This is a genomic window from Hyphococcus formosus (genome assembly GCF_046736345.1).
Classification (GTDB): Bacteria; Pseudomonadota; Alphaproteobacteria; order Caulobacterales; family Parvularculaceae; genus Hyphococcus; species Hyphococcus formosus.
This window is the reverse complement of record NZ_CP157210.1, coordinates 1,496,790-1,521,094: the sequence shown is the minus strand read 5'-3', so window position 1 is coordinate 1,521,094 and position 24,305 is coordinate 1,496,790. Positions and strand designations below refer to the sequence as shown.

The window sequence follows — 24,305 nt, the reverse complement described above, 5'->3', positions numbered from 1 at the left end:
GTCTATTCTTTTAAAAACGTCGCGAAATCATCAACTGAAGCGCGCGAGGAACGTAACTGATTTACTTTTTCCGATGGATCGCCATATCCCAAGGCCATGCCGCAATAAAGCTGTTCCTCGGGCGGAATTTCCAAAAATGCGGAAACGGTTTTGGCGCGTGCGGCCCACGCTTCTTGCATGCAGGTTGCAAGTCCCTGTTCCTCTGCGATCAGGGCTAAGGATTGCATGAACATGCCAAGATGCGCCCACTGACCTTTATCAAAGCGCCGATCGAGCGCGAAGAAAATGCCAACTGGCGCGCCGAAAAACTCGTAATTGCGGAGGAGGTAGGCAATTCGCGCCGCTTTATCCTCACGCGGTATGTCAAGCAGGCGATACATGTCCTCGCCAAGTTCGTATCGCCGTGTGCGCCAAGGCTCTGCAAGTTTTGGTGGGTAGATGGCCAGTTCCGATTCATCTGCAAGCGGATTTTCTGCAATCGCCTTTTTAACGGTCTCAATCAAACGATTGCGGGCATCGTTCATGACCACGTAAACCCGCCAAGGTTGCAGATTGCCGCCCGAAGGCGACCAGCGCGCGGCGTGGAGAATATCGCGGACTTGTTTTTCGGAAACCGGCCTGTCGAGAAAAGCGCGCGTCGAAATACGGTTTTGAATTATTTGCGTTACGCTCATGGATTGGCAATTCTGATGTTTAGGGGCGCTATTCGGACTTGTTCGGGCTCTGAAGTAAACCATATCATAGTTTACGGTCATATTTAGTCTAAATGGTTTTGGGTAATTCGATTGACGCAACAACGGAAAAATAAGTTCACACTTGCGCTAACGCTGGTTCTGTTTGCGATCACGGCAATCTTGATGGCGCGCAATGAGGACCTGGTCTTTCAGGATAAGGGCCGCCTGATTGTGAAGCTTGATCCCGATGACCCGGAAACCGCTATTCTCTATTGGCGCAATGATGTGGACGTGCCGATGGCACGTCGTTTCGCCGAGGCCTATCGCGAATATAAAGACACAACGAGCCGCATCCTTATTGACCTTCATTCGCCCGGCGGTGCCCTGAGCGAGGGCGAGGCGGTCATTCGCCAGATCAACAAGATGAAGCGCACGCATATTGTCGATACGCGGGTGCGCAACCGGCGTTCATGCTATTCCATGTGCGTGCCGATTTTCCTGCAAGGGGAGGAGCGCTACGCCGCTGCGTCGGCGCGCTTTATGTTCCACGAACCTTCTGTCTATGATGTCTATACTGGGGAAAAAGTTGACGAACCGGCCTTTGAAAAACGCATGTCGTCAAATCAGTTTTTCCACCGTTATTTTGTCAATTCGGAAATGGACCCGGATTGGCGCGATAAGCTTGCGGTTGAATGGCGCGGGAAAGACTATTTTGTCTCTGGCCGTCAATTGATGCGTGAAGGCTCAAATATCGTGACGGTGCTGGAATAGGGGTTAGAGGCTAAAGCTCGTGCCGCAGCCGCAAGACGCAGTCGCGTTCGGGTTCTCGATTTTGAATGCTGCGCCGATCAGCTCGTCAGAAAAGTCGATGACGGAACCGCTGAGATAGTCCACAGAGACCGAGTCGATCAAAACCGCATAACCATCGGCATCGAGCGCCAGATCGTCATCTTCGCGATCATTGACGATGTCGAACTTGTATTGAAAGCCGGAGCAACCGCCGCCTTCGACCGAAACGCGCAACATTGCGCCTTCAGGCTCCTTCGACAGGATCGCCGCGATACGTTTGGCAGCGCGATCAGATACGGTAACAGGCGTGGCGTCAGACATTTGCTTACTCTTTTGACTTATCTGGCTGAAACATAGTGGGCCAGTCGCTGAAATTCGAGGGTCAAGTTTCGGATTGTTCGCAAGAAGGCGTCAATTTTTGATCAAGTTTTGAATATGGCTTAGGGAAAACTTTGTGGAATCGGCAGACAAAGGGCGATAGGGCGGTTTCACATTGCAAATGCAATAAGTGCGGAAAAAGGCGTAAGTAGCTGAATATATGTCGAAAAATACGACTCCTGAAGTAAAGCCTATGGCGTTCCCGGCAACGCTTGCGCCCTATGCGGCGCGCGCGGAGGCGACGCGCGGTCGCCTGTATAAGGAGGCCGAAAGCGCATTTCGCACCCCGTTTCAGCGGGACCGCGACCGGGTGATTCATGCTGTGGCGTTCCGGCGTCTCAAGCATAAGACCCAGGTTTTCATCTCCCATGAGGGCGATCATTACCGAACCCGCCTGACCCATTCGCTGGAAGTGGCGCAGATTGCGCGCACGCTCGCGCGGGCGCTCAAGCTTGATGAAGACCTCGCCGAAAGTCTGGCGCTGGCGCACGATCTGGGCCATCCGCCCTTCGGGCATACGGGCGAGGATGTGCTGGTTCAGTGCATGGAGAAATATGACGGCTTCGACCATAACGCCCAAACCTTGCGCCTGCTCACCAAGCTCGAGCGGCGGCACGCTGAATTCGATGGGCTCAATCTGACTTGGGAAACCCTTGAGGGCGTCGTCAAGCATAACGGCCCGCTGACCGGGCCGTTGGCCAAAAAGAAAGACCCGCTGCCGGCGGCGATTGTCGAATATGCGGAAGCGCATGATTTGTGGCTCGACAGCTTTCCGTCGCTTGAGGCGCAAGTGGCGGCTCTTGCTGATGACATTGCCTATAATAATCACGACGTGGATGACGGCCTGCGGGCGGGGCTGTTTGATTTTGGGGAAGCGCGGGATGTCCCGCTTGTGGGCCCAGCGCTGCGCGCCGCCGAAGAGCGTTTTCCTGATGCGCCGCGCGTTATCCTGATTGCGGAAGCAGTTTCGGATTTGATTGGCGCGATGGTTCAGGACGTCCTTTCGGAAACCCGCCGACGTCTTGAGGCGGACAAGCCGGCCCATGCCGATGAAATTCGCCGCGCCGATCATGCGTTCAGTGCTTTCTCCCCGGAGATGGATCGCGATCTGAGCGGATTGCGGTCTTTCCTGCATGAGAACATGTATCGTCATTACAAGGTCAATCGCGCCCGCAGCCGCGCGAAGCGAATCATTAAATCTTTGTTTGACTTGTTTTTCCACGAGCCGGAGACATTGCCGCCTGAATGGCGAAGCCGCTATGAGGGCGCGAGCGAAGCCCGCTTGGCGCGGGTGGTTTGTGACTATATCGCAGGGATGACCGACCGTTATGCTGCGCGGGAGTATCGTCGCCTTTTTGGTGACGAATTTGAGGGCTAAAGCTCTATCATTCGCCGCTAAAGTGGTAGAATGAACGACGCAAAGCGATTCGGTCGACCGGATGGTTCGGGATTTCTCAGTGCGATCGCGGCTAGATATGTTGAGTAAGCATATATGCGAGTATGCAAGATGAGCAAAACGCGCTCTTGCGCTAACTGAATTAACGCGCCTATGACCTTTCGGGCGCACACAGATGATACAGGCGTCTTAAACGACGTCGGGCAAGGAGCGGCCTAAAAAAATGACCAACGCAGCACAAGACGAAACCTACGACGAAGATTATCAGGAATATGACGAATTCGACGATGATGATGATCGCGGCCTGTCGGGCTTAGTCGTTCTCATCATGGGCATCGTCATGATCGGTGCTTTTGTTTCGGTCGTGTGGATTTCATATAACCAAGGGGTGAAGGCAGGACGCGAGGGCGGTATTGCGGAAATGCCCTATGTGGCCGCTGACCCTGAGCCTATCAAAATCGAAACTGCCGATAGCGGCGAAGAAGTTGCTGATCGCGAAGTCTATGACGCGCTTGACGGCAATGACCCGGAGCCAGTCACGACCTTGGCTGAAGGCCCGGAAGAGCCCGTCACCCGCAATGTTGACGATACGATTGGCGCATTGGCCGCTGAAGCAGAAGGCGCTGCCGCGGATATCAGCGACGAAGTCGAAGACCGCCTCGCGAGCCTGAAAGAGGAAGATGCGGCGACGCTTGGCCCTGAGGCTGTGCCATCACAAAAGCCCCGCAATGAAGCACCGGAAACCGTGAGCGTCACACCGACGACACCCGCAAGCACAACACCGGCCAGCAATGTTCGCCCGGCGTCCCGTGCGAGTGGTTCTGCCCGGAGCGGATCGCATGTCGTTCAGGTCGGTGCGTTTCGTTCAAATGACGAAGCCATGGCCCAGTGGTCACGGCTTGAAGGCAAGCTTGGTGGTTACCTCGACGGGAAATCACCTGACGTAGAACGCGCAGACCTTGGTGATCGCGGGGTTTATCATCGTCTGCGGATTGGTCCGTTCTCATCATCGGATGCGGCGAAAACCTATTGTGCCGGCCTGAAAGAACGTGGCCAGGATTGTCTGATCAAAGCGCTCTAGGATAGGTGCTTTGCTGACCAGTGAGTTTGAGGTGACGGGCTAATGCCCACAGCAGCGATATTTGATTGTGAAGGCGCGCGTCTCTCCCCGGAGGAACGCGCGTTTTTCCGTGAGGTAGACCCGTGGGGGTTTATCGTCTTTGCGCGTCATTGCGAAAGCGCCGATCAATTGCGTGCTCATTGCGATGAATTGCGCGAATGTGTGGGGCGGGACGATGCGCCGATCCTGATTGATCAGGAAGGCGGGCGCGTGGCGCGCATGAAGCCGCCGGTGTTTCCGCAGCATCCCGCACCAGCAACCTTTGGCGAGTTGCACAGGCTCGATCCAATTAAAGCGGCTGAGGCAGCAAAGCTGAATGGCTATCTGTTGGGCCGGTTGGTTTCCGATTGCGGTGTGACCGTCAATTGCGTTCCGATGCTTGATGTCCCGCAGATGGACGCGGACCCTGTCGTGATCGGCGACCGCGCATTGGCAAAACATCAGGATACGATCATTCAACTGGCCAAGGCACAGGTCGAGGGGCTGAAAGAGGGCGGGGCTTTACCGGTCATCAAACATCTTCCCGGCCATGGGCGCGCGCTTTGTGATAGCCATCATGACCTGCCGAATGTTTGTGCGCGAAAAGATGATCTGCGCGAGGTCGACTTCCGGCCATTCCGCGCGTTTAGCGATGCGCGCATGGGCATGACCGCGCATATTGTGTTTGAGGCCTATGACAAGGAACGGCCGGCGACCCTCTCTCCCGTGATCGTCGAAGACGTCATTCGCGGCGAAATTGGCTTTGACGGGCTGTTGATGACAGACGATCTCAAGATGAAAGCGCTGGGCGGGGCAATCGCAGACAGGATTTTCGGGGCTTATGCGGCTGGCTGTGACATTGCGCTGAATTGCAATTTCTCAATGGAAGAAAAGCGCGAAAGCGCTAAGGCATTGAAATCCTTAAGCGGCAAGGCGGAAACCCGCGCCAAGGCAGCGCTAGGCGACCTGCGCAAGGTTGACAGGAGCGATACGGCCGAGGCCTATGAGTGGCTAAACGCGCTCCTGAAGCCCGTCTTGGTCTGATTTTCAACAGGGGCGTAAAAGGCTGATGGCGGGGGCTAGAATCGGTCTTATGTGGCGTAATGGCGGATGGTGAGAATATTGTATTGGCGGCTGTTGTGACCGAAGAGGGCGCGACCCCTGCGGTCGAAGAGGCTCAGGAGGCATTTGATGCTCCTGTGCGCGTTGCTGTGCCTGAGGATGACGCCGTTGATGCGTTGATCGTCAATCTTGACGGCTATGAAGGTCCGCTCGACGTCCTTCTTGATCTTGCGCGCCACCAGAAAGTCGATATTCGCAAAATCTCGATGGTCGCCTTGGTCGATCAGTATTTGCGTTTTGTCGAGGTTGCCAAAGAACGCAATCTTGAACTTGCGGCTGATTATCTGGTCATGGCGTCCTGGCTTGCCTTCTTGAAATCGAAGATGCTTCTGCCGGTCGTTGAAAGCGACGATGATGAGCCGACTGCGGATGAAATGGCTGCGCGGCTTGCCTTCCAGTTGCAACGGCTTGAGGCCATGCGGAAGGTCGTCGAGGATCTTCAGGCCCTACCGCAAAAAGGCGAAGACTTTTTCCCGCGCGGAGCACCCGAAGGTGTTCGGGTCACGCATAAGCCTGATTGGCAAGCGGACCTTTATGATTTGTTGCGGGCCTATGCGGTTCAGCGCGTTGCGGCGGTTGACCGGGAATACCATCTTGATCCGCCTGCGGTTTATTCCGTTGAAGCTGCCCGTAATCGGCTTGAGCGTATTCTCGGGGCGATCCCCGAATGGACAGAATTACGTTCGCTGACCACGACCTATGATGTTGAGGCACCAGATGTTTCGGTGCTTGCCAGCTCGTTTAACGCCGCGCTCGAATTCGCCAAGGCCGGGAAGATTGATCTTCGGCAATTGGGTACCTTCGAGCCTATTTATATCAAAGCTCGTCAGTCGACGGATGAAGGGGATGCGTCATAATGGATTCTGACGCCGGAAGAGATTTCAAAGGATTGGACGCGCGTGCGACCCAAGAAGCGCTCGTTGAGGAATTGACGAGTGAAGAAAGCGAAGAGACTAGCGTGAAAGATCAGGTTACCGATAGCGAGTTGGAGCAGGAAACGGTCGAGGACGATGTTATCGCATCGGATGACCGCGAGGCGATGACGTCCGGCGACGATGAGGCTGCGCAGGAAGAAACGCCAGATGAGGACGTTGTTTCGGCGCAAGCGGATGAAATCGCTGAAGAGCCCGTCGCCGAAACCGATGGCGAGGGTGCCCCTAAACAGAATGAAGCTGCGCAAAGCGATGACGCAGAACAAAGCGACGACGTAAACGCAGAGCAAGAGACCGCCGAAGCGCCGGAAGCGGCTGCGCCGGTTGAGTGGACAGAAGAGGATATTGCGGAGCAATCGCGTATGCTTGAAGCATTGCTCTTCGCGGCGTTTGAACCACTTGATAAGAAGAGCATCGTTGACCGCCTGCCGGCCGGTGCGCCCACCGATGCGTTAATCGAGCGGGTTAAAACCGATTACGAAAATCGCGGTGTCAATTTGCGTGCGGTGGACGGCAAATTCTATTTCGCGACCGCGCCGGATGTAGCGCATGTCCTTCAGAAAGAGAAAACCACACAACGCAAGCTCTCGCGCGCGGCGCTAGAGACGCTGGCGATCATTGCCTATCACCAGCCTTGTACACGCGCCGATATCGAAGATGTTCGCGGCGTGCAGGTTGCAAAAGGTTCGCTCGATCAGCTTTTGGAAATCGGTTGGGTGAAATTGCGCGGCAAACGCCGTGATGTGCCGGGGCGTCCAACGCTTTACGGTACAACGCAGGCTTTCCTTGAGCATTTTGGTCTTGAATCGGTGAGCGACTTGCCCGGTCTTGCAGACCTCAAAGCGGCGGGTCTTCTCGATGCGCGCCTTCCACCCGGTTTCTCGGTTCCGACCCCGACAGAGGCGGAAGATGACGAGGATGACGGAGAAGGCGGCGAGGAAGGCGAATTTGCGCAAGACTTCCTCGAAGAGGAAGAAAATGCGGAATCGGCGGATTCTGTCGATGAAGCGGCCGATATCTAACCGAATTTCGGGCCAAATTTCGGGCCAAATTTTGGGATTGGCGTTTGCGTCTTTCGCGCGCCCGTTCTACCTATAGCGTGAAATTATTTGAGAGGCGCAAAATGGGCGCAATTGGACCCTGGCAAATTGTCATAATTCTGGTGTTGGCCCTGCTTTTATTCGGTGGTGGCGGTAAAATTTCGTCGATCATGGGCGATTTTGCGAAAGGGATTAAATCCTTCCGCAAGGGCCTTCAGGACGATGAAAAAGCGATTGATGATCGCGGCGACAAGGCGGTGGATGTAACCCCTGTGTCAGACGAAGAAAAATCCCGCGCTGATTAATTCGCGCACCGCAACCGAAATGCAAACTGTTGAAAGTGTGACCGGCCGCTTATGAGCCTCATGCCGCAATTCGGGTTTTTTGAGCTAATGCTCGTGGCTGTGGTCATTTTGATCGTGGTCGGCCCGAATGATTTGCCAAAATTCATGCGCGACGCCGGGCGACTTGTCGCCAAGGCGAGGGCGATGGCTGGCGAGTTCACGGCGGCGTTCGATCAAATGGCCCGCGAAGCCGAGATGGAAGAGCTTCGCAAGGAAATTGACGAACTCAAGAAACACAACCCGATTACAGACGCTAAAAATGCCATCGACGATACGATCAAGCCGATAAACGAGGAACTCCGCAAAGAAGCTGATGACCTCAACAAAGCGGCATCGGATGCGGTGGCGGATACGCCAAAAGGCGACGATGAACCAAAAGCGTCTGATACGGAAACCCAAAACGAAGAGACCGCCAAGCCATGAGCGGTGAGAACACAACGAAAAAGCCGGAAACCGAAGATGATGAAGTGCAGGCGTCTGCTGCGCCTTTGCTCGATCATCTGGTTGAGTTGCGCCAACGCCTGATCGTATCGGTGGGCGCGCTCGCCGTTGCTTTTGTGATCTGTTTTATCTTTTCGATACCGCTTTACGAATTTCTGGTTATTCCGTTTGAGCGCGCCGTGACCGAAGCGGGCGTTGAGCCGACGCTCTATTTTGCGCCGCTTGAATTCTTCTTCACGCGGGTGCGGTTATCCGCATTGGGCGCGATTGCACTGGCATTCCCGATTGTCGCCTATGAGATTTATAAATTCATTGCGCCGGGGCTTTACCGCCGCGAGCGCCGGGCGGCGTTGCCTTTTCTCGCGGCGATGCCGGTATTGTTCACCACCGGGGCCGCGCTTGTTTATTTTGTGCTGATGCCGTTTGTCATGCGTTTTGCGGTGGGGATGGAACGGGATGCGGGCACCGGAACCGGTGTCTCGATTGAACTTCTGACCCGTGTCGGCGATTACCTATCGCTGATGACGACGCTCATCATGGCCTTTGGCTTTGCGTTTCAATTGCCTGTGTTCTTTACGCTTTTGGCAAGCGCGGGGCTGATGACATCGAAATTCCTGACCAAAAACCGCCGGGTGGCTATCGTCGTGATTTTCGTCATGGCTGCGTTCCTGACGCCGCCGGACCCGTTCAGCCAGCTCGTATTGGGTTTATCAATCATTGCGCTTTATGAAGCTTCGGTGATCTCCGTGCGCTTGGCGGAGAAGCGCGTAAAGAAAGCCGCAGAGGAAGCCGCCGCCGAGACGGGCTAGACCCCATTCCACAACACAGTTAAACGGACGCCATGTTTGATATTAAATTCATCCGCGACAACCCAAACGCATTTGACGCTGGACTGGCGCGCCGTGGCCTGAACCCGCGCGCTGGCGAAATCCTCGCCCTTGATGAGGAAGCGCGCAAATACACCCACGTTCTCAACGAATTGCAGGAGCGCCGGAACGCTGCATCGAAGCAGATTGGCGCGGCCAAAGCCAAAGGCGATGAAGACGAATTCAACCGCCTGCGCGCTGAGGTCGATACGGTCAAAAAACAGATGCCGGTCGCCGAAGCCGAGCAAAAGAAAAAGCAGGACGCGATACGCGAGATTTTATCCGGCATTCCAAATATTCCGGCCGATGACGTTCCCGAAGGCGAGAACGAAGGCGCCAATGTGGAATTGCGCACATGGGGCGAGCCAAAGAGCCCAGACAACGCCAAGGAACATTTCGATATTGGTGAGGCGCTCGGCCAGATGGATTTCGAGACCGCGGCGAATATGTCCGGCGCGCGTTTTGTTCTGTTGAAAGGGCAATTGGCGCGGTTCGAGCGGGCAATCGCAAATTTCATGCTTGATCTGCATACGGGCGAATTCGACTACACCGAGGTCGCGCCGCCATTGCTGGTCAAGGATGATGCGCTTTACGGCACCGGACAATTGCCAAAATTCGCGGAAGATTTGTTTAAAACCACGGGCGATCATTGGTTGATCCCGACAGCGGAAGTTTCGCTGACCAATATGGTTCGTGATCAGATCGTTGCCGAAGAAGAGCTACCGATGCGCCTGACGGCGTGGACGCCATGTTTCCGCTCAGAGGCCGGATCGGCAGGGCGTGATACACGCGGCATGATCCGCCTGCATCAGTTTGCCAAGGTTGAACTGGTTTCGGTTACGGCACCTGATCAATCGAAGGACGAACATGAACGCATGATCGGATGCGCTGAAGAGGTTTTGAAACGTCTCGATCTTCCATTCCGGACAATGGTTCTTTCGACCGGTGATATGGGCTTTGGTGCCCGCAAAACCTATGACATTGAAGTGTGGCTGCCGGGACAGAAGGCGTACCGCGAGATTTCTTCGGTCTCAAACTGCGGTGATTTCCAAGCCTTGCGCATGAATGCACGCTGCCGACCAAAGGGCGAAAAGCAAACCAAATTCGTGCATACGCTTAACGGGTCCGGGCTTGCGGTTGGCCGCACAATGGTGGCTATACTTGAGAACTATCAGGAGGCTGATGGTTCGGTAACGATCCCAGAGGCGCTGCGGCCATATATGAATGGTCTCACCAAAATCGAGGCGAAATAGCCAGATGCGTATTTTATGTTCCAATGATGACGGCATTCATGCGCGCGGGCTTGAGAGCCTGATCAAGATTGCGCATGAGCTAACCGACGATGTCTGGGTGGTCGCGCCGCAAGAGGAACAATCTGGTGCAGCGCGGGCACTAACCCTTGCGCATCCGTTGCGTGTTCGGAAATTCGACGAACGTCGTTTTTCCGTATCCGGAACACCAAGCGATGCAATCATGATGGGCGTCACGCGGCTTGTTGAGGGAAAAAAGCCCGATCTCATTCTTTCGGGCGTCAATAATGGCCAGAACCTCGCTGAAGACGTCACCGTCTCCGGTACAATCGCCGCCGCGTTTCAGGGCATGTCGATGGGAATTCCGTCGGTTGCGCTTTCGCTTTCACGGCTCGACCGCGACAAGGCCCGTTGGCAAACCGCCGAAGCGCATGGGGCGCGTATCGTCAAACAGCTTCTCGAAACCGGTTGGCCCGAAGACGTCGTTATCAATCTGAATTTTCCGGATGTAGAGCCCGACGAGGTCAAAGGCATTGAGGTCACGGTGCAGGGGCATCGCGATGCGGTGCAGCTCTATGCGGAAGAGCGCAAAGACCTCCGCGGCGGCACGTATTATTGGTATGGTTTCCGGGGTAGCCGTTCAAACCCGCCGGAAGGGACCGATCTGCGCGCGATCTATGATGGCCGGATTTCGATCACGCCATTGCACCTCGCTTTGACCCACAAAGATTCCTACGAGACCCTCGCTGAGAGCTTCAAAAACGAAGCCTGAAAACCTCGTTTTCCAAATTAATGACAAATCCTTAACGGAGTCGTGATTTGTTTACCTTCTGTTAACCAAAGAGGGCAAACGTCAGACCGAATCGATCTGATTTTTAACTCTATTGGAGGGGTGATGAAAACCGTGGGTTGGGCATTATTGACAAGCTCTTTTATGGCGATCGTGGCGTGCGGATCCCATAATCATGCGCCTGTTGTTTATGGTGCTGACCCGGCGCGCCAAACGCGCGTTTATCACTCACCCGAAGACATTTATCGCGCGCGCGAGGCCCGCGAAACGCAGACCGCGCAAGTCTATCAAAAGCCCGTCTATAAGGCCCAAAGCGCGGCCGTTGAGCCAGCGCAATTAACGCCGGTCAAAGCGGTTTATCTCGATGATGCGGTGCGCCAGCCTGTTTCTGCGCCGCCCGCGCATTTGCATAAGGCCAAAGGCTATATCGAGGTTCAGCGCGGCGATACGGTTTATGCAATTTCGCGCCGGTTTAATGTCACGCCAGCATCCCTGATTGATGCGAATGACCTGAAACAGCCATATTCGCTGAAAGTTGGTCAGGTCCTGAAACTGCCGAAGGGGGCGACTGCGGTTGCCGTTGATGCGCCGACCCGCCGAGTCGCAGCGCAAGATAAACTCCACACAGTTCGGAGCGGCGAAACTCTATACGGTATCTCGCGCGCATCTGGCGTGCCTGTTTCGAATATTGCTTCTGCAAATAATCTGCGTGCACCCTATACGCTCAGTGTTGGTCAGCGCCTCGTAATCCCGCAGGCACCGGTCACAGCTTTCGACCGTCCGGCAACCTCGCCGACGCCCGCAAAGACCCAGCGGACCGTTGAACGCGAGTCAAAGCCAACTGACCTTGGCGACATTTCACGCACGGTTTCTTACACGAAACCGGAAGCTACATCTGACAAATCACTGTTCTCTTGGCCGGTGCGCGGCGCGATTATATCCGAATACGGATCAGGCAATCTTGGCCGCCGCAATGACGGTGTGAATATTGCGGCCCCGGTTGGCTCGCCCGTTCGGGCGGCTGCTGACGGGCAGGTGGTCTATCGCGGATCAGAGCTCGAAGGCTTTGGAAATCTTTTGCTTGTGAAGCATCAGGACGGTTTCGTCACGGCCTATGCCCATAATGACGCTATGTTGGTGAAAAAGGGTGATTATGTCCGCAAAGGCCAGTTGATCGCGAAAGTCGGACAGACCGGTGCCGTCACGACGCCGCAGCTACATTTTGAGATCCGGCAGGATTCAAAAACGGTCGACCCTGTTGCACTTTTAGGCAAACAGTAGTTTAGCTATCCCCGATAGCTGATCTAGTAAGTATTGCATATTCAGTATAAAGATAAAGTAGCGTATAAATTAGCGGGCTTTCGGGCCCGCTATTTTTTTTGTCTTATGTCGAAATCTGGCCGGGCCGAGAGGCGATCAATCGCCGGGCCAGAAATTCCGGTGAAGCGGGCAATAAACCCTCGGAAATAAAGGCCGTTTCAGAGAAATGGGCAAGGGCGAGTTCCCCTTCGAATGCCGCGCGAAGCCCAGCGCCAACGCGTTTGGTCGCGTCGAATTTGGTCAAGATACATCTTCGGACGCCAATTTCCTTAAAGGCATTGGCCCAGTCTACATATTCATCTGCGTCGCCACTTGCGGGCAGAACCAAAACGGGTTCTGCATTGGCGGCTTCGCGGTAACTCCGCAAGGCGGCGATGTCTGCACTGTCGAAGGGGCTGACGCCGGGCGTGTCAAAGATCACAGCGCCTTGCGGGCGATTGCTCCGCAGGATTTGCGCAACATCAAGCGGCGACTCGGCGATGAAATAATCAGCCCCCAGCGCTTCGCCATAGGCTTTGATTTGGTCGATCGCGCCGGCGCGGCCCACATCTGCGGTAATCATCGTCGCTTTAGGGCTGTTCTCTTGCGAGGCCGCTGCGAGCTTGGCGGCGGTTGAAGTTTTGCCAGCGCCCGTCGGCCCGACAAGCATGATCGGATTGGTCGGTGAGAAGATCAGCGGCGCAAAGACAAATGTTTCTCGGAATCCGGTTTCGAGCCGATAAAGGTCTTCGTCGATATCCGATTTGCGCGCGCCCGCCACCAATGCGGCGATCAGCGCTTCGCCGATACCATGCGGCGCTAAAATCTCTGCCATCGCGCGCACGGATGCATCGCTCATATCGATACCGCGCGCCGACTTTCCGCCGCTGAGTTTACTTGAAAGGCGCGAGAGCGCATCCGCAGAAAATTTCGCCTCGATATTTTCGTTAAGGCGCGCACCAGCGCCCATTTTAAACGGGCCTTCATCGACGGCTTCACGCGCGGCACCCGCAAAGCTTGCTTTCGGTGCAGGGCTCGGCGCTGCCGGTGCCGGTTTGTCGGAAGCGGTAACTTCCACATCACCGCTGGGCAGGTCGCGAACAGAGACGATGACGGTTTTTTCTCCTAACGCTCGATGCGCCTTTGCTTTTGCAGCGTCGAGAGTAGAGGCGATGAATTTCATCATGGGGAACACAACCGGTCATTTACTAGCTCACCTGCATGTCAGGCGAGGACGGTTGATCTTAACGTCTTTAGGTAGCGGAGGCCAGTTGTCGGCTCATCACGCCTTTATCGGGCAATAAAAAAAACCCGTGCTGCCTGAGCACGGGTTGTTCGAATGCCGAAAAGTGGAGGGGTTATCTGTACTGTTGAACCCGGGTCGCACGAAGACCAGGCAAGCCAAACTGGTCAATCGCTTTTTGCCAGGAAAGAAACTCTTCGACGGTGAGTGTGTATCGATTGCATGCCTCTTCGAGGGTTAAGAGACCGCCACGAACGGCAGCAACGACTTCAGCCTTCCGGCGGATCACCCAGCGTTTCGTGCTCGGTGGCGGCAGGTCTTGTAAGGTCAGTGGCGTACCATCCGGGCCAATGACATAGGCATCTGATTTCGCCGGGGCTTCGGCATTTCCCGATGGTACAATAGATTCAGCGACGACAGTCATGACGGTTTATATCCCCGTAATACGCAACTAAAGGTTCTGCTCATTTGATGTTGGAGAAGCTACGATTGGGCTTTTAAGAAACGCCTAAATATCATGGTAAAAGCTTCGATAAGTGGTTGATTTTTCGTGAAAAAATTGAATCGAAAATTTCCCGGATAGGAACAATTTTATACTTTCGAAGCGTGGTCTGACCTGTTTTCGTACTGGGCCGAGCGCATCAGGCGCGAATTTTAGGTCGAGTGTAATAAAACCGTCTCAGAACTAGACAGTTAGGGTTAAGCGCGGCCGTTTGACCGGTTAACAGGCGGGGGCAAATAAAATTTTCGAATAAAATCGATTTTCTGGCTCAAGACGCCTGCGGCGCGGGGAGGTGGCCAGTTTTGTTGCGATTAGCGTAACGCATTCGCTGCCGTAGAGGGTCGTTCGCCCATACAGACATAGATAATAAGCAAGGTCGCTTTTTTCGGTCCGGCGGTTTAGGTGCCGGTTATTGCGCGCTAATGCGCGGCAGCGAAGGCTCGGTCATGTAGCAAAATGCCTGTTCACGCCGAGCCTTCGCGGATTACTTCTTTTTAGAAACGCGCTTTTTAGCGGTCGTTTTCTTACCAGCCGCTTTTGCGCCTGATCTGTTCTTGGAAGTCGCGGCAGTGCCTAGACCGATATCTTTGGCAAATTGCGAGCGCCGTTTGGCATAATTGGGAGCAACCATCGGGTAATCCGCAGGTAGGCCCCATTTACGACGATATTCCTCAGGTGAGAGGTCATAATGCGTCCGTAAATATCGTTTGAGCATCTTGAGCTTTTTTCCGTCCTCAAGGCAGATAACGAAATCAGGTGTCACTGATTTGTCGACAGGAACGGCGGGCTCACGATTAGTAATGAAATCAGTACCTTCTTCGGCCAAACCAGAGACCGCGGAAAATACTTCATGAAGAAGGCCGGGAAGTTCTTCTGCCTTTACTGAATTGTTGCCTACATAGGCTGCAACAATATTCCCCGCCACGCTTATTGCATTAAATTGATCGCCGGAGGCCGGCTTTTTACTTATCATTTAACTTTCTCCTCTGGGAGAGTTTCCCTGGAGATGCTTGTCTTACTAATAATATTGCTTAGCTCGGCAAGCACGGTAAAGGAGTCTCTCCCTTATGCGCAATATAGTACAAGTTGCGCGCCTCACCCCAACAATTCGGTAGCTTGTATTAACGGCGTTGGCAATGCCTTATGCAGCTCAGATTGAAAAAAATACAAGTATTCATGTCGAAATGACCATATAGAGCGATAAACCGCGATTAATTGTTAGTTACCGGACTGGATCTGTTACAGCACAAGGTTTGTAAACGGACGAGTTAGAATGAATATTCCAACGAATCGAGTGGTTATCGCGTGATTGCATTGCCGAGCGAGGAATCGGCGCTTATATGTCGGCCACGATATCGGGCATCCATTTTGGGTGCCACCACCTCGCCAGGAGACGCCTTGATGAGCGCTAGTCACGCCTACCAGTTACCCGAAGGATTTTTCACTGAAACCCTCGCAGAAAGAGACGCCGATATTTTTGCCGCAATCGGCCGTGAGCTTGGGCGTCAGCAAGATCAGATAGAGTTAATCGCTTCTGAAAATATCGTCTCGAAAGCGGTGCTCGAAGCGGCTGGATCGGTGCTGACAAACAAATATGCAGAAGGCTATCCGAACCGTCGTTATTATGGCGGATGTGAATTCGTCGATGAGGTCGAAGAGTTAGCCATCAATCGCGCGAAACAGCTTTTCAATTGTGACGAAGCAATCGTCCAACCGCATTCGGGCAGTCAGGCGAATCAGTGCGTTTTCATGTCGATCATGAAACCGGGCGATACCTTCCTTGGGATGGACCTGGCATCGGGTGGTCACTTGACCCATGGCGGTAAGGCAAACCAGTCTGGTAAATGGTTTAATGCAGTCTCTTATGGTGTCCGCGAGGACGATCATTTGATCGATTATGATCAGCTTGCTGACCTTGCTAAGCAGCACAAACCTAAATTGATTATCGCTGGCGGTAGTGCCTATTCTCGAATTATCGATTTCAAAAAGTTCCGTGAAATTGCAGACAGCGTCGGTGCATATCTGATGGTGGACATGGCGCACTTCGCTGGGCTAGTCGCCGGTGGCGAGCATCCGAACCCAATGGAACACGCGCACGTTGTAACGACGACGACGCACAAAACATTGCGCGGTCCGCGTGGTGGTCTCGTACTGACGAATGATCCTGACCTAGCCAAGAAAATTCGCTCCGCGTTGTTTCCCGGAATTCAGGGCGGACCTTTGATGCATATCATCGCCGCGAAAGCCGTTGCATTCGGTGAAGCGCTTCGGCCCGAGTTCAAAAGTTATGCGCGCGCCGTGATCGATAATGCGCAGGCCGTATCAAGTGCGTTGGTCGAAGCCGGATATGCAGTCGTCTCTGGCGGTACCGATACGCATCTGGCCTTGATCGATCTCAGACCCAAAGGCGTTAAAGGAAGCAAGGCTGAAGAGAGCCTCGAACGGGCCGGTATAACTTGTAATAAGAATGGTGTACCTTTCGATCCTGAGAAGTTTACCGTGACCTCCGGCATCCGTATTGGCTCACCTGCGGGCACCACACGAGGATTTGGCGTTGCAGAATTCCGCGAAATCGGGGCAATGATGGCCGAAGTGCTTGATACAATGGCCAATAATCAAGAAGCCGATGCAAGCGTAGAGGCGGCTGTCGGTGAGCGCGTGAAGGCGCTAACGGCGCGCTTCCCGATTTACAGCTAACGCGGCTGGCAAACCTTTGGGTCCCGGCGCAGGGTTAAGGAAACGATAGATGCGGTGTCCTTTTTGCGGCAGTGACGAGACCCAGGTTAAAGATTCGCGCCCGGCCGAAGATGGTGCTTCGGTCCGGCGTCGCCGCGAATGCTCGGCCTGTGGCGGGCGTTTTACGACATTTGAACGGGTGCAATTGCGCGAATTGATGGTGGTCAAAAACACCGGAAAACGCGCGCCCTTCGACCGTGACAAGCTGATGCGGTCGATTTTGATTGCGCTGCGCAAGCGGGAATTCGAGCCGGAGCGGGTCGAACAAATGGTTTCCGGCATCGTGCGGCGGCTCGAAGCGTCGGGCGAAAACGAGATCGAGACCACGAAAGTTGGCGAACTCGTTATGGAAGGGCTCGCCAAGCTCGATGATGTGGCCTATGTGCGCTACGCATCCGTTTACAAGAATTTCCGTGAAGCCAAGGACTTTGAACAATTCCTCGGCAAGATGGATGAGAGCGAACAAGAGTGAGGCGAGGCCCGTTCGGGCCCAATAAGATGGTATCAGGTAAAAACAGAGAAGGCGCACCGCCACGGTCTGCTGCGCGATTGGCTGCTGTGCAGGCATTGTTTCAGATGGAAGCGGCCGGGCAGGGCGTAGAAGCGACGATCCGCGAGTTTCAGGATTTTCGCCTCGGTAATGAAGTTGACGGCGTGAAGCTGCAAGAAGCGGACAAAACCTTTTTCGCAGATATCTTGCGCGGCGCGGTTGAGGCGCAGGGGCGTCTTGATCCTTATTTGCAACGACAATTGACGTCGGGCTGGAAATTGTCGCGCCTTGATGCCACAGTTCGTGCGATATTGCGTGCTGGGCTTTATGAGATGATCCGCCGACCCGATATTCCGTATAAGGTGGTAATCAACGAATATCTCGACATCGCCAATGCGTTTTTCGATGGTGACGAGCCGGGCTTTATCAACGCGGTGCTTGATGCCGCGTCAAAAGAGGCGCGCAGCGACGAGGTCAAAGTCTAAACGCAAGAAGAGAGCATGAGCGAGTTTGAAATCATCCGCGATATTTTCGCGCCGCTGACGGCAACAGCGCCGGGCGCATTTGATCTCGTTGATGACGCGGCATTGCTCGAACAACAAAATCTTGTCGTGACAAAAGATCTCTTGGTCGCGGGCGTGCATTTTCTCGCAAAGGATCCGCTTGATCTGGTTGCGCGCAAATTGATCCGCGCGAACCTCTCGGATCTCGCCGCGAAAGGTGCAAAACCGCTTGGGTATTTCCTTGGCTGCGTCTGGCCAAAACATATGGATCGCGCATCGATTGAACAATTTGCGCGTGGGCTCGCCGAAGATCAGGAGCGATATCGCATCGGGCTTTATGGCGGTGACACGACCGTTCATAGCACCAAAACCGGGCCTTTAACGCTTTCTGCGACCTTCTTGGGAACGCCGCCAAAGCAGGGTATGACACCGCGATCCGGGGCGTCGCTCGGCGATGATTTGTACGTATCCGGAACAATTGGCGATGCCGGATTAGGTCTCGCGGCGTTGCGCAAGGAATTCAAATTCACAACCGTCGATAAGGCATCACTTTCGAGCCGTTATCATTTGCCCGAGCCGCGCCTGACTTTGGGCACTGCGCTGGCGGGGCTGGCGACGGCGGCGATCGATGTTTCTGACGGGCTAATCGCGGATGCCGGTCATATTGCTCGTGCTTGTGGGTTGCGCGCTGAGATTGATGCCGTGGCGATCCCACGTTCGGCGGGCGCAGCCTCTTGGGTGGCGGCGCAGGAAAATCGTTGGCGCGCCTTGGCGACGCTTGCGAGTTTTGGCGATGATTACGAAATCCTGTTTGCCGCGCCGCCCGCTATGCGCCGGTCAATCACGGTTGCTTCAAAAGCATCCCGTACGGAAGTTGCAAGAATAGGGACGCTGTCACGGGGCGAGGGCGTTTTGTTTCTCGACGAAGCCGGAAGGCCAATTCCTGTTGAGAAGCCCGGCTTTAATCATTTCACTTGATGGCGCGCCCATAAAAAATGCCGGCGCTATGGCCGGCATTTTGAACTGATAAAGCTGCGGCTTACTGACCGGGGGTCGGGCCTTCTTCGCCAAGGCTTGCGGGCAGTGCGCCAACATTACCCAAAAGCTGTTCCCAGAAATTGAGGGTCTTGCCGCGGGTCGGTGTTTCACGCTGCACGAGGCGAATGTCTTCGCCATCCTCAAGCGAATAGGTTTCAAAATTCTCGACCGAACCATCTTCGGTGAAGTGGATTGCGGTTACGGTCCGGGTTTGGGTCTCCGGCTTAAAAAAGGCGCGCGAGTGATCGGTCGAATGGAGGTAGTACCATGCATTGCGATCAAAAACTCCGATCATCGAAGGTTCGCCATATTTCGCGAGGATCGAATCCTTTGTGTCAAAACCCGGTTTGGCCGTCAGGCTCTCCTGATCCCGCTCAAGCACATATCCGTGGCTGGACCGGACGGAAACGCAAGCTTGGAGGGTTGTAAGGCAAAGCGCCAAAAGGATTAGTCGGATCATACTGCGCTCTCTACTCTTTTCTCGTCATCTACGAAAAGTCGCCGTTCGAATTTTCGCGGTTTACTGGTGTGTTAGGCTAAATCAGCCGACCAGAAACCCAGATTATAAGCCCGATTTGGCCCTTTTCGCCAGCCGGGACTTGATCGAAGCGCCCGTCGGGAATACTTCGCCCCATCGATACCAGCGATTTCTATGCGCCGCAAACCCTTCTGGGCGATTATAATGTATTCCGCTGGCGTCGAGCCCATTCGCAGAGCAGACAAGGAACCTGCATGTTTAAATCGCTTTTCTCGGCGTTCTTCAAAAAAAGCCCGTCATTAGAGGCCGGGCGTGCGCTTTATGCCGCTGCGGTGGATCAAGCCCGCTCAGCGCCGCTTTATGAGCAACTCGGCGCAGAAGACACGGTCGAAGGCCGCTTCGAGCAGGTCGCGCTGCATGTCTATCTGGTGATGCGCCGTCTGAAAACGGAGCCCGGTGCTCGTGAGGTAAGTCAGTGCATGTTCGATGCAATGTTCCAGAATATGGACGATTCCTTGCGCGAAATGGGGGTCGGTGACGACGCTGTCGGTAAGAAAGTCCGCAAGATGGCGGAAAGTTTCCATGGCCGCATCGCCGCCTATGAGGATGCTCTTGCGCCGGATGCGCCCGACGATGACCTCGTCCGCGCGCTGGGCCGCAATCTGTTTGAAAATGAAGAAGCGCCCGCTGCGCCGAAATTTGCGAAATATGTGCGTTCGCTTGATGCGGCATTACATGCCCAACCCCATGCGCGCATTGCCGGCGGGATTGTTCTGTTTCCGCCATTGGAGGAATTGATATGAGTGATGCTCAGCCGGAGTTCAGCAAGGTCATTGAGCTTGGCGAATCGGGAAAACCCGCCAGAACGTTCAAGCTGTCCACAAATGACGAAGAGCGGAAGAAAGTGGCGGCGCGCGTCGGCGCGTTGTCGATCTCAACGCTAGAAGGCGAGATCAGCATTTCGACGACGAAAACCGAGATCTTTGTCAAAGGCGTCGTCGATGCCCAGCTTGTGCGCGAATGCGTATCCAGCCTGGAGCCGCTGGACGAGACCGTGCATGACGAATTCGAGGTCGAATTTACGCGCATTCCCGAAGAGGCTTCTGATGACCCAGAGGTCGAAGAAGACTGGCGCTTGCCGGAGGTGCATCTCGATCCGGATATGGATATCGGCGAATTGCTGGTTCAGCAATTATCCCTCGCCATGGACCCGTTTCCCCGAAAAGAGGGGGCTAAGAGCCTGATTGACCTCTATGCGCAGGAAGAAAAAATATCCCCATTCGCCGTATTACAAGACGCAGTAAAAAAAAGTGATGATAATCAATAGGTTTACCTAGCCCTTGCTGAGGCTATAAACTCATTAAGGATGTTTCGCTGATGCGTTGCATCAATTGGCGGTCGCCCATATTCTCCGCCGCGCTCTTTTGAACAGGGCTTTGTGCCCTGACCGAATTTGGAATTGAACAGGTAAGAATAGTCCATGACAAATAGTCAGGATCATGTGTTGGCGATTGACGCGATGGGCGGCGATGCCGGACCAAAGGCGGTGGTCGATGGCGTCGCCCATGCGGTCAAACGCGGTCTCAATTGCAAATTCATGTTTTTCGGTGACAAGGCTGAATTAGAACCTTTGGTCGCTGCGGCTCCGGAAATACGGGATGCTGAAATTCGCCACGCTGATAATGTCGTCTCGATGAACGACAAACCGATGCATGTTTTGCGGCGCGGGCGCGATACATCCATGTGGGCCGCGGTAACGGCACTGGGTGAGGGCGAGGCCCATGCGGTCGTGTCCTGCGGGAATACCGGCGCGTTGATGGCCGTGTCGCGAAAACAGCTCGGCATGATCGAAGGTGTAGACCGGCCAGCGGTGACAGCGTTGTGGCCGACGCCGCGAGGGCGTTCGGTGGTGCTTGATGTTGGCGCGAATGTTGACGCCGATGAAAACCAGCTAGTTCAATTTGCGATTATGGGCGAAGCCTTTTTCCGTGCCCTGACAGATGTTGAAAGGCCAACGGTTGGCCTTCTGAATGTCGGTGCCGAAGACCTGAAAGGGCATGAACTCATTCGCACGGCGGCGCGCGTATTGCGCGAGGCTGATCCCGATATGGCGTTCCATGGTTTTGTCGAAGGAAACGATATTTCCAAAGGAACCGTCGATGTGGTGGTCACGGACGGTTTCACCGGCAATGTAGCGCTTAAATCCGCCGAAGGGGCTGCGCGATTATTGGGTGAATGGATCAAGCAAACGCTGACAGGATCATTGAACGCAAAACTCGGTGCGCTGATGATGGCACCGGGGCTCAAGAAATTAAAGGATCGTATGGATCCGGCTTCTAATAATGGTGGCGTATTTTTGGGCATAAATGGTATTGTCGTGAAAAGTCACGGCGGCGCGGATGCACGCGGCGTTGCAAGTGCGGTTAATATGGCCGCTAGCCTTGCAAATCGGCCATTCCGTGACGAAATCATTTCTACGGTTCAGGCGGTCATGAAACGCCGTGCCGGTCTAAGTGATACTAAAGAAACAACAGTAAAAGCGGCGGTAGTATGAGTCTAAAAGCAGTCCTGCGTGGATGCGGAGCTTTTCTTCCTGAACAGGTTTTGACCAATCAAGAGCTTTCAAAACGTGTTGATACGAGTGATGAGTGGATTACAGAACGCACCGGTATCCGCGAACGACATATCGCAGCGGAAGGCGAACTGACATCCGATCTTGCGGCACGCGCGGCGCAGGCGGCGCTCGATAATGCTGGTTTGAAGGCGGATGATATCGACCTGATTGTGGTGGCGACGACGACACCGGATTTGACCTTCCCATCAACGGCCGCAATCGTTCAGGCGAAATTAGGTGCGGGCGCAGGCGCGGCGTTTGATGTTCAGGCCGTGTGTTCCGGTTTCATTTATGCGCTCTCGACCGCAGAAAAATTCCTGATTAGCGGACAGCACAAACGCGCTTTGGTCATCGGCGCGGAGACATTTTCGCGGATCCTCGACTGGGAAGATCGTTCAACCTGTGTCCTGTTTGGCGATGGCGCGGGGGCATTTGTCCTTGAAGCCGTCGAAGAAGCGGACGAGGGCGATCGCGGCGTCAAGGCGAGCTATATGCGCTGTGATGGCCGCCTTGTGGATCTTCTTTATGTCGATGGCGGCGTGTCGTCGACCGGGACGGTTGGCCATGTGCGGATGCAGGGCAACAAGGTTTTCCGCGAAGCCGTGACCCGTATCTCTCAGGCCATGGTCGCGGTCTGCGACGAGGCGAACATTCCCGTCACCGATATTGACTGGTTCGTGCCCCATCAGGCCAATGAGCGGATTATCCAAGGGGTCGTCAAAAAGCTTGACCTTCGTTCCGATCAGGTGATTTCCACAATTGCCGGCCAGGGGAATACTTCTGCGGCGTCAATTCCACTGGCTTATTGCGCGGGCGTCGACGATGGCCGGATCAAAAGCGGCGATCTCGTCCTCTTTGAGGCAATGGGCGGCGGCCTGACTTGGGGCGCGGCCTTGATGCGCGCATAGTCAAATCGCGCGCTGATCTGCCTTTTGGCGCGCTCTGTGCGCCAAATATGGCCAAAAATTTATACTTCGTTTTCGCTATGTACACTATTGGTGTAGAAAACAGGTATTATATTTCAAAGACTTATTGACCAAACCGTCGGTCAGCCATTAACCTCTGGCGTAATGGGCGGCGAAACATGATCTGCCGGGCACACCACGACTTGAACATCGGCGGCCACTCGGTTGGATTGTTGGGGAAGGGTAAGCATGACTGGAAAAACCATCACTCGAGCAGACCTGACGGATGCGGTCTATCGCTCGCTTGGTATTTCGCGCAATGAATCATCGGCCTTCGTAGAGCGTATTCTTGATGAAGTTGCCTCGACATTAGAAAAAGGCGAGACCGTAAAAATCTCATCATTCGGGACATTCTCTGTGCGGGACAAAAAACTCCGTATGGGGCGCAATCCGAAAACTGGCGAAGAAGTGCCGATTGAACCGCGTAGGGTGATCACTTTCCGCGCTTCACATGTTCTCAAAGATCAAATCAACGACAGCCACCGACAGTCAAACGCGGCTGAATAAAGAGCAGGGCAATGTCCGTGGCAAAATCTGCCGAAGCCTTTCGCACAATATCCGAAGCGGCCAAGGAATTGGACGTACCGCAACATGTGTTGCGCCACTGGGAAGAAGTATTCGGTCAGGTTCGGCCGATGCGTCGGGCCGGTGGTCGCCGCTATTACCGGCCGCTCGATATTGATCTCCTGCGCGGGATCAGAACGCTGCTTTATGATCAGCGCTTCACCACCAAGGGCGTGCAAAAAATCTTCAAGGATGAAGGCGTCAAATATGTCTCCGAGCTGGGGCGGCGCGCCGCCGCCGGCGAGGTAACCGATGTGCGCCCCGTGCTTGATGATGAAGACGCCGCCAAATCCGCTGACGGCAAGGCACCGGCGGAAAAGGTCAAGGATAACGGCGATGGCGTTCTTGAGCTGATGCCCGCCGCGGTGGTTCAGCCGCCGGGCGTTCTCAACCCCGCCATGCGCAAAAACCTGACGACGCTCCTGCGGCGGCTTGAAACTGTGCAAAACGCGCTCGATCAGGCGACTTTGGCCCTTGAGGCCATCAACCCCGAAGACGACGAGCGCTAATCGTCATTTTCGCGTCATTTCAGTGAAGTTTTCAGTGAAAATCGGCTTTCCCTTTTCGCCGAGCAGACTATAGTCCGCCACTTCGCGGCGTGATGTTTGATCCGCCGCCGGGTCGGAGCGTGGCGCAGTCTGGTAGCGCACTTGACTGGGGGTCAAGGGGTCGCTGGTTCGAGTCCAGTCGCTCCGACCATTTAAAGCCTCTTTCTACTGAGCGGAATAAAAATGTACGGCGGTGTGCCGGAG

General features: G+C 54.6%; 28 protein-coding genes and 1 tRNA gene. 23 read left to right on the top strand and 6 right to left on the bottom strand.

Annotated elements, in window-relative coordinates:
- Window positions 1-2: 2 nt before the first annotated feature.
- On the bottom strand, window positions 3-674 hold the full coding sequence (locus ABFZ83_RS06895; RefSeq protein ID WP_411818702.1) for a nitroreductase: 672 nt from the start codon (window positions 672-674) through the stop codon (window positions 3-5).
- A gap of 111 nt (window positions 675-785) precedes the next feature.
- On the opposite strand from ABFZ83_RS06895, the gene ABFZ83_RS06890 reads away from it, so the two are divergent.
- The gene (locus ABFZ83_RS06890) at window positions 786-1,445 is read left to right on the top strand and encodes an ATP-dependent Clp protease proteolytic subunit (RefSeq protein WP_411818701.1); all 660 of its coding nucleotides are present in this window, start codon (window positions 786-788) and stop codon (window positions 1,443-1,445) included.
- A gap of 3 nt (window positions 1,446-1,448) precedes the next feature.
- On the opposite strand, the gene erpA is transcribed toward ABFZ83_RS06890, so the two are convergent.
- Window positions 1,449-1,784 carry an iron-sulfur cluster insertion protein ErpA gene (gene erpA, locus ABFZ83_RS06885; protein ID WP_411818700.1) on the bottom strand — a complete coding sequence of 112 codons (336 nt, stop codon included), beginning with the start codon at window positions 1,782-1,784 and terminating at the stop codon, window positions 1,449-1,451.
- 250 nt (window positions 1,785-2,034) lie between these two features.
- On the opposite strand from erpA, the gene ABFZ83_RS06880 reads away from it, so the two are divergent.
- The 11 genes from ABFZ83_RS06880 to ABFZ83_RS06830 all read left to right on the top strand — a co-directional run bounded on the left by ABFZ83_RS06880 (window position 2,035) and on the right by ABFZ83_RS06830 (window position 12,402).
- Window positions 2,035-3,219, top strand: coding sequence for a deoxyguanosinetriphosphate triphosphohydrolase (locus ABFZ83_RS06880; RefSeq protein ID WP_411818699.1), 1,185 nt, complete (start codon window positions 2,035-2,037; stop codon window positions 3,217-3,219).
- Window positions 3,220-3,460: 241 nt separating this feature from the next.
- Window positions 3,461-4,318, top strand: a complete 858-nt coding sequence (locus ABFZ83_RS06875) for an SPOR domain-containing protein (RefSeq protein WP_411818698.1) — start codon at window positions 3,461-3,463, stop codon at window positions 4,316-4,318.
- Between the two features lie 42 nt (window positions 4,319-4,360).
- Entirely contained in the window at window positions 4,361-5,380 is a 1,020-nt protein-coding gene (gene nagZ / locus ABFZ83_RS06870; protein WP_411818697.1) for a beta-N-acetylhexosaminidase, read from the top strand.
- Window positions 5,381-5,439: 59 nt separating this feature from the next.
- The gene (locus ABFZ83_RS06865; RefSeq protein WP_411818696.1) at window positions 5,440-6,315 is read left to right on the top strand and encodes a segregation and condensation protein A; all 876 of its coding nucleotides are present in this window, start codon (window positions 5,440-5,442) and stop codon (window positions 6,313-6,315) included.
- Window positions 6,315-7,412 carry an SMC-Scp complex subunit ScpB gene (gene scpB, locus ABFZ83_RS06860; protein ID WP_411818695.1) on the top strand — a complete coding sequence of 366 codons (1,098 nt, stop codon included), beginning with the start codon at window positions 6,315-6,317 and terminating at the stop codon, window positions 7,410-7,412. The genes ABFZ83_RS06865 and scpB overlap by 1 nt, the downstream gene beginning before the upstream one ends.
- Before the next feature lie 101 nt (window positions 7,413-7,513).
- Window positions 7,514-7,735 (top strand): twin-arginine translocase TatA/TatE family subunit, encoded by a 222-nt coding sequence (gene tatA / locus ABFZ83_RS06855; RefSeq protein WP_411818694.1) that lies wholly within the window; start codon window positions 7,514-7,516, stop codon window positions 7,733-7,735.
- Window positions 7,736-7,786: 51 nt separating this feature from the next.
- Entirely contained in the window at window positions 7,787-8,197 is a 411-nt protein-coding gene (tatB, locus tag ABFZ83_RS06850) for a Sec-independent protein translocase protein TatB (RefSeq protein WP_411818693.1), read from the top strand.
- Window positions 8,194-9,024: a twin-arginine translocase subunit TatC gene (gene tatC / locus ABFZ83_RS06845; RefSeq protein ID WP_411818692.1), complete on the top strand. Its 831-nt coding sequence runs from the start codon at window positions 8,194-8,196 to the stop codon at window positions 9,022-9,024. The genes tatB and tatC overlap by 4 nt, the downstream gene beginning before the upstream one ends.
- Before the next feature lie 32 nt (window positions 9,025-9,056).
- Window positions 9,057-10,334 carry a serine--tRNA ligase gene (gene serS, locus ABFZ83_RS06840; protein ID WP_411818691.1) on the top strand — a complete coding sequence of 426 codons (1,278 nt, stop codon included), beginning with the start codon at window positions 9,057-9,059 and terminating at the stop codon, window positions 10,332-10,334.
- Window positions 10,335-10,338: 4 nt separating this feature from the next.
- Window positions 10,339-11,103, top strand: a complete 765-nt coding sequence (surE, locus tag ABFZ83_RS06835) for a 5'/3'-nucleotidase SurE (RefSeq protein ID WP_411818690.1) — start codon at window positions 10,339-10,341, stop codon at window positions 11,101-11,103.
- Window positions 11,104-11,226: 123 nt separating this feature from the next.
- Window positions 11,227-12,402: a peptidoglycan DD-metalloendopeptidase family protein gene (locus ABFZ83_RS06830; protein ID WP_411818689.1), complete on the top strand. Its 1,176-nt coding sequence runs from the start codon at window positions 11,227-11,229 to the stop codon at window positions 12,400-12,402.
- A 103-nt stretch (window positions 12,403-12,505) separates the two neighbouring features.
- Here ABFZ83_RS06830 and ABFZ83_RS06825 read toward each other — a convergent pair whose 3' ends face one another.
- The 3 genes from ABFZ83_RS06825 to ABFZ83_RS06815 all read right to left on the bottom strand — a co-directional run bounded on the left by ABFZ83_RS06825 (window position 12,506) and on the right by ABFZ83_RS06815 (window position 15,138).
- A complete protein-coding gene (locus ABFZ83_RS06825; protein ID WP_411818688.1) occupies window positions 12,506-13,606 on the bottom strand; it encodes a hypothetical protein in 1,101 nt (366 codons plus the stop codon).
- A 172-nt stretch (window positions 13,607-13,778) separates the two neighbouring features.
- On the bottom strand, window positions 13,779-14,087 hold the full coding sequence (locus ABFZ83_RS06820) for a DUF1153 domain-containing protein (RefSeq protein WP_411818687.1): 309 nt from the start codon (window positions 14,085-14,087) through the stop codon (window positions 13,779-13,781).
- Between the two features lie 562 nt (window positions 14,088-14,649).
- Window positions 14,650-15,138, bottom strand: a complete 489-nt coding sequence (locus ABFZ83_RS06815; RefSeq protein WP_411818686.1) for a MucR family transcriptional regulator — start codon at window positions 15,136-15,138, stop codon at window positions 14,650-14,652.
- 428 nt (window positions 15,139-15,566) lie between these two features.
- Here ABFZ83_RS06815 and glyA point away from each other — a divergent pair, with 428 nt between their 5' ends.
- From glyA to thiL, 4 genes are read left to right on the top strand one after another with little or no spacing between them, the layout of a single operon-like run.
- Window positions 15,567-16,862 (top strand): serine hydroxymethyltransferase, encoded by a 1,296-nt coding sequence (gene glyA / locus ABFZ83_RS06810; RefSeq protein WP_411818685.1) that lies wholly within the window; start codon window positions 15,567-15,569, stop codon window positions 16,860-16,862.
- Between the two features lie 49 nt (window positions 16,863-16,911).
- Complete coding sequence (nrdR, locus tag ABFZ83_RS06805; RefSeq protein ID WP_411818684.1) at window positions 16,912-17,373, top strand: transcriptional regulator NrdR; 462 nt, start codon at window positions 16,912-16,914, stop codon at window positions 17,371-17,373.
- A gap of 26 nt (window positions 17,374-17,399) precedes the next feature.
- Complete coding sequence (gene nusB, locus ABFZ83_RS06800; RefSeq protein ID WP_411818683.1) at window positions 17,400-17,876, top strand: transcription antitermination factor NusB; 477 nt, start codon at window positions 17,400-17,402, stop codon at window positions 17,874-17,876.
- Between the two features lie 15 nt (window positions 17,877-17,891).
- A complete protein-coding gene (thiL, locus tag ABFZ83_RS06795) occupies window positions 17,892-18,872 on the top strand; it encodes a thiamine-phosphate kinase (protein ID WP_411818682.1) in 981 nt (326 codons plus the stop codon).
- A 61-nt stretch (window positions 18,873-18,933) separates the two neighbouring features.
- On the opposite strand, the gene ABFZ83_RS06790 is transcribed toward thiL, so the two are convergent.
- The gene (locus ABFZ83_RS06790; RefSeq protein WP_411818681.1) at window positions 18,934-19,392 is read right to left on the bottom strand and encodes an outer membrane protein assembly factor BamE; all 459 of its coding nucleotides are present in this window, start codon (window positions 19,390-19,392) and stop codon (window positions 18,934-18,936) included.
- Between the two features lie 272 nt (window positions 19,393-19,664).
- Between ABFZ83_RS06790 and ABFZ83_RS06785 the strand changes: the two genes are divergently transcribed.
- The 7 genes from ABFZ83_RS06785 to ABFZ83_RS06755 all read left to right on the top strand — a co-directional run bounded on the left by ABFZ83_RS06785 (window position 19,665) and on the right by ABFZ83_RS06755 (window position 24,252).
- On the top strand, window positions 19,665-20,213 hold the full coding sequence (locus ABFZ83_RS06785; protein ID WP_411818680.1) for a ubiquinol-cytochrome C chaperone family protein: 549 nt from the start codon (window positions 19,665-19,667) through the stop codon (window positions 20,211-20,213).
- Entirely contained in the window at window positions 20,210-20,737 is a 528-nt protein-coding gene (locus tag ABFZ83_RS06780) for a YceD family protein (protein ID WP_411818679.1), read from the top strand. Before ABFZ83_RS06785 ends, ABFZ83_RS06780 begins: the two co-directional genes overlap by 4 nt.
- 153 nt (window positions 20,738-20,890) lie before the next feature.
- Window positions 20,891-21,964, top strand: coding sequence for a phosphate acyltransferase PlsX (gene plsX / locus ABFZ83_RS06775; RefSeq protein WP_411818678.1), 1,074 nt, complete (start codon window positions 20,891-20,893; stop codon window positions 21,962-21,964).
- Window positions 21,961-22,932, top strand: coding sequence for a beta-ketoacyl-ACP synthase III (locus ABFZ83_RS06770; RefSeq protein ID WP_411818677.1), 972 nt, complete (start codon window positions 21,961-21,963; stop codon window positions 22,930-22,932). The genes plsX and ABFZ83_RS06770 overlap by 4 nt, the downstream gene beginning before the upstream one ends.
- A gap of 246 nt (window positions 22,933-23,178) precedes the next feature.
- Complete coding sequence (locus ABFZ83_RS06765; protein WP_411818676.1) at window positions 23,179-23,496, top strand: integration host factor subunit alpha; 318 nt, start codon at window positions 23,179-23,181, stop codon at window positions 23,494-23,496.
- Between the two features lie 11 nt (window positions 23,497-23,507).
- Window positions 23,508-24,062, top strand: coding sequence for a MerR family transcriptional regulator (locus tag ABFZ83_RS06760; RefSeq protein ID WP_411818675.1), 555 nt, complete (start codon window positions 23,508-23,510; stop codon window positions 24,060-24,062).
- A gap of 113 nt (window positions 24,063-24,175) precedes the next feature.
- Window positions 24,176-24,252 (top strand) — tRNA-Pro (locus ABFZ83_RS06755).
- The last annotated feature ends 53 nt before the right edge of the window (window positions 24,253-24,305 follow it).

Excerpts from the sequence above, each read along its gene's own strand:
- ABFZ83_RS06895 (WP_411818702.1), bottom strand. The coding sequence starts at position 674 with ATGAGCGTAACGCAAATAATTCAAAACCGTATTTCGACGCGCGCTTTT.
- erpA (WP_411818700.1), bottom strand. The coding sequence starts at position 1,784 with ATGTCTGACGCCACGCCTGTTACCGTATCTGATCGCGCTGCCAAACGT.
- ABFZ83_RS06880 (WP_411818699.1), top strand. The coding sequence starts at position 2,035 with ATGGCGTTCCCGGCAACGCTTGCGCCCTATGCGGCGCGCGCGGAGGCG.
- ABFZ83_RS06875 (WP_411818698.1), top strand. The coding sequence starts at position 3,461 with ATGACCAACGCAGCACAAGACGAAACCTACGACGAAGATTATCAGGAA.
- nagZ (WP_411818697.1), top strand. The coding sequence starts at position 4,361 with ATGCCCACAGCAGCGATATTTGATTGTGAAGGCGCGCGTCTCTCCCCG.
- ABFZ83_RS06865 (WP_411818696.1), top strand. The coding sequence starts at position 5,440 with ATGGCGGATGGTGAGAATATTGTATTGGCGGCTGTTGTGACCGAAGAG.
- scpB (WP_411818695.1), top strand. The coding sequence starts at position 6,315 with ATGGATTCTGACGCCGGAAGAGATTTCAAAGGATTGGACGCGCGTGCG.
- tatA (WP_411818694.1), top strand. The coding sequence starts at position 7,514 with ATGGGCGCAATTGGACCCTGGCAAATTGTCATAATTCTGGTGTTGGCC.
- tatB (WP_411818693.1), top strand. The coding sequence starts at position 7,787 with ATGAGCCTCATGCCGCAATTCGGGTTTTTTGAGCTAATGCTCGTGGCT.
- tatC (WP_411818692.1), top strand. The coding sequence starts at position 8,194 with ATGAGCGGTGAGAACACAACGAAAAAGCCGGAAACCGAAGATGATGAA.
- serS (WP_411818691.1), top strand. The coding sequence starts at position 9,057 with ATGTTTGATATTAAATTCATCCGCGACAACCCAAACGCATTTGACGCT.
- surE (WP_411818690.1), top strand. The coding sequence starts at position 10,339 with ATGCGTATTTTATGTTCCAATGATGACGGCATTCATGCGCGCGGGCTT.
- ABFZ83_RS06830 (WP_411818689.1), top strand. The coding sequence starts at position 11,227 with ATGAAAACCGTGGGTTGGGCATTATTGACAAGCTCTTTTATGGCGATC.
- ABFZ83_RS06825 (WP_411818688.1), bottom strand. The coding sequence starts at position 13,606 with ATGATGAAATTCATCGCCTCTACTCTCGACGCTGCAAAAGCAAAGGCG.
- ABFZ83_RS06820 (WP_411818687.1), bottom strand. The coding sequence starts at position 14,087 with ATGACTGTCGTCGCTGAATCTATTGTACCATCGGGAAATGCCGAAGCC.
- ABFZ83_RS06815 (WP_411818686.1), bottom strand. The coding sequence starts at position 15,138 with ATGATAAGTAAAAAGCCGGCCTCCGGCGATCAATTTAATGCAATAAGC.
- glyA (WP_411818685.1), top strand. The coding sequence starts at position 15,567 with ATGAGCGCTAGTCACGCCTACCAGTTACCCGAAGGATTTTTCACTGAA.
- nrdR (WP_411818684.1), top strand. The coding sequence starts at position 16,912 with ATGCGGTGTCCTTTTTGCGGCAGTGACGAGACCCAGGTTAAAGATTCG.
- nusB (WP_411818683.1), top strand. The coding sequence starts at position 17,400 with ATGGTATCAGGTAAAAACAGAGAAGGCGCACCGCCACGGTCTGCTGCG.
- thiL (WP_411818682.1), top strand. The coding sequence starts at position 17,892 with ATGAGCGAGTTTGAAATCATCCGCGATATTTTCGCGCCGCTGACGGCA.
- ABFZ83_RS06790 (WP_411818681.1), bottom strand. The coding sequence starts at position 19,392 with ATGATCCGACTAATCCTTTTGGCGCTTTGCCTTACAACCCTCCAAGCT.
- ABFZ83_RS06785 (WP_411818680.1), top strand. The coding sequence starts at position 19,665 with ATGTTTAAATCGCTTTTCTCGGCGTTCTTCAAAAAAAGCCCGTCATTA.
- ABFZ83_RS06780 (WP_411818679.1), top strand. The coding sequence starts at position 20,210 with ATGAGTGATGCTCAGCCGGAGTTCAGCAAGGTCATTGAGCTTGGCGAA.
- plsX (WP_411818678.1), top strand. The coding sequence starts at position 20,891 with ATGACAAATAGTCAGGATCATGTGTTGGCGATTGACGCGATGGGCGGC.
- ABFZ83_RS06770 (WP_411818677.1), top strand. The coding sequence starts at position 21,961 with ATGAGTCTAAAAGCAGTCCTGCGTGGATGCGGAGCTTTTCTTCCTGAA.
- ABFZ83_RS06765 (WP_411818676.1), top strand. The coding sequence starts at position 23,179 with ATGACTGGAAAAACCATCACTCGAGCAGACCTGACGGATGCGGTCTAT.
- ABFZ83_RS06760 (WP_411818675.1), top strand. The coding sequence starts at position 23,508 with ATGTCCGTGGCAAAATCTGCCGAAGCCTTTCGCACAATATCCGAAGCG.